Genomic DNA, 2,942 nt, shown 5'->3' on the forward strand with positions numbered 1-2,942 from the left:
GCTTTCTTTTCGAAAGCCTTTTTGCTGGGGCCCCTGCATCTGGGGTGTGTTTTTTTGTATGTGGGGGTGTGTTTTTTGTATGTCGGGGATGTTTTTGTCACAGTGAAGCGTTTTCATATTAAAATGTGATCAAGATTAATAACCAGGGGGAAATTGATATTATGGCAAATGAAAATGTGAATAAAGCAAAGGCTCATAGTCAGTCTGTTGTGTCTAAAACGTATAACTTTTTCCAGCAAGCATTAACAATAGCAGTGATTTTACTTATTTCGAAAATCATTGAAAGTTTTATACCGTTTCCAATGCCAGCTTCAGTAATAGGGCTAGTATTACTGTTTATTGCATTGTGTACTGGTATTGTGAAGCTGGGACAAGTTGAAAGTGTTGGTACAGCGTTAACGAATAACATCAGTTTCTTATTCGTACCTGCAGGTGTTTCAGTTATTAATTCTTTACCAATTTTAAGCAAAAATCCAATTCTAATTATCTTATTAATTATTATTTCAACATTACTATTACTTGTATGCGTTGGTTTTGCATCGCAATTCTTGGTAACAAAATCATTGTTCCCAACGGCTGAACAAAATGAAAAATCTAGACATGTTGAGGGGGATAATCACTAATGATTGAACATTTAGGAATCAATACACCTTATTTTGGAATATTAGTTTCATTAATACCATTTGTAATCGCACAATATTTTTATAAAAAGACAAATGGTTTCTTCTTACTAGCACCGTTATTTGTAGCCATGGTTGCTGGCATAGCTTTCTTAAAGCTAACAGGCATAAGCTATGCTCAGTACAAAGTCGGTGGAGATATTATATACTTCTTCTTAGAACCAGCAACAATTAGCTTCGCCATTCCACTATACAAAAAACGTGATGTCTTAAAAAAATATTGGTTACAAATTTTTGGTGGAATCACTCTAGGTACACTTGCTGCATTGATTTTAATTTACTTAGTCTCTACATTATTCCAATTAGGAAATACTGTAAGTGCTTCTATGCTTCCACAAGCAGCTACAACAGCGATTGCATTGCCAGTATCAACAGGTATTGGTGGTGTCAAAGAACTTACATCATTAGCGGTTATTCTTAATGCGGTGGTTATCTCTGCCTTAGGTACTAAAATTGTCAAATGGTTTAAAATCTCCAATCCAATTGCACGCGGTTTAGCATTAGGCACAAGCGGACATACACTAGGTGTTGCAGCAGCCAAAGATTTAGGTGAAACAGAAGAATCTATGGGCAGTATTGCAGTCGTTATCGTTGGGGTCATTATAGTAGCAATTGTTCCACCGCTAGCTTCTATTTTATTCTAAACAAAAACTCATAAACGGTTGATTCAATATAGCAGAAATGGGAGCGGGACTATGAATTCATAGTCCCGCTCCAAAAGATTAACTAGGATTAAAAAGCAATGTATCAGCGTATTTTCAATTTTTTCAACTACTGCCAATATAAAGTTCATAACCTAAAACGTAATGATATGCTCCTACCAAAGCAAATATTGAAAAAATGAAAACTTTGAAGTGTGTTTTTTATAATCTTATTTATTAAGTGTTCCTAATTCCATGGCACTATTTTTGTGGTTCAACCATGGCAATTCATTTCTTTGTTTTTTAATATGATATGAACTTTTTTATCCATAATCGCAAACATATTGAAAAAAAAGAAAAGTGCTATACTTCCTATCCATATAATAAATATAAATATATTATATAAGTTTTCTACTGTTAAACCATATAAAATCATCCATACAAATCCTCCCAAAAAAATATAAGAAAATAATGTAAAACCAATATTTTTTAATGTGGGTATGAGTATAATTTTTGAATGGGTTTTATTTATCTTATATATATCGAGCGTTACTTTTTTATTAATATATAAGAAAAAGATAAATACACATAAAAATCCAATGATACAACTTATAACAGCTATGCTTTGTTGCACCTGAACATCAAATATAAAGACATACTTCCTTAATAGGACACTGATTAAAATTGCTAGTCCAACGCCTATACTTGCCCCGCTATTTTTAACTGGTTTCACGATATTTAAATTGTTATATTCTTCTTCACTCAATTTGGCATATCTTTTTGGGACAAACCAATTAATCATTGGAAATAGAAATGTAATCCAGTGACTGATGGTATCAACCATGAGATAGTCATCATTATATTTTATAATTCGATATTTGGGATTCATATTTATAATTTTTGATTCACATAGCACGTTAATCACTTCCGTTTTATTGAAACAATAGTGTCTAATAACCGACATCTTTATTTTTTATCTTTTGGTTAAAAATAGCTAATGAAAATTGATATGTTTCATCAGCTATTTTATAAAATTCACAACTATAGCTTTATTCTAAACCAAATTGTTTTTCTTCTACTTCTCCACGAGTTATATCATCGCTTAATTCATTTAGCATTTCTTGATACAACTCTTGAAATCTTATTTCATCATCATCTGAGTATCCTTCAAATATAACGCGGTCGACATTTTCAGTATTAAAATAATATATTTGATTTTCCACTAAACCTAATGGATATTTACAAGCAGAATAGTCAAACATTACTTTTTTATCGTCTTGTTCTATAATTGGACCTCGATTCAATATCATCATTTTTTGTGATCCACCTTTTAAATAGACAATGCTACCTATTGTAATCATATCTTCACCTCTTTGTTTTTTAATATGACATGTACTTTTTTATCCATAATCGCAAACATATTGATAAAAAAGAAAAATGCTATCCATATCACCCATAAAATAAATATAAATACATTATATAAATGATCTATTGTAAGCATCTCCATAATTATTAATGCACAACCACCACACAAAACATAGGAAGTTAACGTAAAACCAATACTTTTTAATGTGGGTATGAGTATAGTTTTTGAATGAGTTTTATTTCTCTTATATATATC

Annotated in this window: 5 protein-coding genes; 2 read left to right on the plus strand and 3 right to left on the minus strand. The window is 31.1% G+C overall.

Annotated features, from left to right (window positions below; all coding sequences use genetic code 11):
* The first annotated feature begins 161 nt into the window (after positions 1–161).
* Together lrgA and lrgB are read left to right on the plus strand one after the other, a co-directional pair.
* Positions 162–623, plus strand: coding sequence for an antiholin-like murein hydrolase modulator LrgA (lrgA, locus tag HMPREF3267_RS10525; RefSeq protein ID WP_002478678.1), 462 nt, complete (start codon positions 162–164; stop codon positions 621–623).
* Entirely contained in the window at positions 623–1,324 is a 702-nt protein-coding gene (gene lrgB / locus HMPREF3267_RS10530) for an antiholin-like protein LrgB (RefSeq protein ID WP_002478677.1), read from the plus strand. The genes lrgA and lrgB overlap by 1 nt, the downstream gene beginning before the upstream one ends.
* A gap of 271 nt (positions 1,325–1,595) precedes the next feature.
* Here lrgB and HMPREF3267_RS10535 read toward each other — a convergent pair whose 3' ends face one another.
* The 3 genes from HMPREF3267_RS10535 to HMPREF3267_RS10545 all read right to left on the minus strand — a co-directional run.
* Positions 1,596–2,237 (minus strand): DUF443 family protein, encoded by a 642-nt coding sequence (locus HMPREF3267_RS10535; RefSeq protein ID WP_062078064.1) that lies wholly within the window; start codon positions 2,235–2,237, stop codon positions 1,596–1,598.
* A gap of 133 nt (positions 2,238–2,370) precedes the next feature.
* Positions 2,371–2,682: a DUF4176 domain-containing protein gene (locus HMPREF3267_RS10540; RefSeq protein WP_002460342.1), complete on the minus strand. Its 312-nt coding sequence runs from the start codon at positions 2,680–2,682 to the stop codon at positions 2,371–2,373.
* Positions 2,679–2,942, minus strand: a 264-nt coding sequence (locus HMPREF3267_RS10545; RefSeq protein ID WP_141758218.1) for a DUF443 family protein, incomplete at its 5' end; no start/stop codon positions are given. The genes HMPREF3267_RS10545 and HMPREF3267_RS10540, both read right to left, overlap by 4 nt.

This window comes from Staphylococcus sp. HMSC62D11 (assembly GCF_001839145.1).
In the GTDB taxonomy this organism is placed as follows: Bacteria; Bacillota; Bacilli; order Staphylococcales; family Staphylococcaceae; genus Staphylococcus; species Staphylococcus lugdunensis.